Genomic DNA, 1,404 nt, shown 5'->3' with positions numbered 1-1,404 from the left:
AGTTTCAATACATTTTCTTATCTGTTCTTGTTTCTTGTATGATTCTATTGGACGGGTAATGACGGTAATCGAAACTTCTGCTTCCAGAGGAACTTTCAACCATTCAAGTACTTTCTTGATTTGGGCCTTTCGAATATAAGGGCTTGCAATTCTGATTTCCTTCTTTGCTTCTGCTAAATCATTTTTAATAGCTGATGCAAAAGTATCGCTGTCGTAAATCATGCTGATTTTATCCGGTTCATTCTTTGAGGATAAAGCTTTATATCCGATTTGTGCATAACCTGTTAACCGTTTGTGATACATTCGTTCCAAAACCGGGATATGAATGTCTACATAATCATAAACAATTACATCCTGCTTGCCGGGGTATTCACGGTGCAGTCGTCCGGCATATTGAGCCAATGTTCCCTTCCATGCTATCGGAGAGGCAAGGAATAACGTATCCAGGCGCGGATAATCGAATCCTTCTCCAATATATTTTCCCGTGGCAATTATGATGAGTCTGTCTTCTTGTGGAATGCCAGCTAATGATTCCATCATCTTGTTTTTCACTTTTGCAGAATCGGCTCCGACAAGAGTTATAATATGCGCATTGGTTTGGTTCTTAAGAATAGCTGCCAGCTGCATAACATGCTCTTTTCGTTGAGTAAGTATGATAGGCGTTCTGCCATTTGTTACAACTTCACATACATCAGTTGCTATCTGCTGATTGCGGAGTTCATCCTCTGCAAGAGCCGTATATATTTTTGTAATGTGCCAGTCGGATTCATTTACTGTCAAAGGTTTTCTAAATCCGGTGAAACATGGCATGACATAATGCTCAAAGTTTCGTTTAACGGCTTGTTCTTTTGCGCTAACGCTATACCGTATCGGACCGCATTGCATAAGAGTAACCGGATGTTGCCCATCTTGTCGTTTAGGCGTTGCGGTCAATCCATAAACATATAGGGCATTTGTGTCACTCAATACCTTTTCATAATTAAGCGAAGAGGCATGATGACATTCATCCACGATGACCATACCATAATTCTTTACGATATCATCCACTTCATTTTCATGGACTAAACTTTGTACAAGTGCAATATCTATAATTCCTAAAGATGTGTTTTTCCCGGAGCCTATTTGACCAATAATAGAACGAACCTTTTTTCGTCCCCGCTTCTTCTCTGGCTCAGGCAAAGATTCGTTTATTTCAAGGAATTGTTCCAATGATTTCTTCCATTGATCGCATAAAGTTTGTAGATGAACTAAAATTAGTGTACTGCATTTTCTATTTGCAATAAGCGAAGCTCCGATAACTGTTTTTCCAAAAGCAGTCGGAACAGATAATATACCATTCTCATATTGCAATAAAGTATCTGTAGCTGATTGTTGCCCTTCCCGAAGTGTGCCTTTAAAGCTTAC

The 1,404-nt window shown here is 39.3% G+C and carries 1 protein-coding gene; it reads right to left on the bottom strand.

What is annotated here, in order from left to right; genetic code table 11:
• A partial coding sequence (locus tag ACYPZI_RS15945; RefSeq protein ID WP_459603358.1) for a DEAD/DEAH box helicase family protein occupies positions 1-1,404 on the bottom strand: 1,404 nt, incomplete at both ends.

The sequence above is a fragment of the Dysgonomonas reticulitermitis genome, from assembly GCF_054601275.1.
This window is presented reverse-complemented; position numbering and strand designations above follow the sequence as displayed.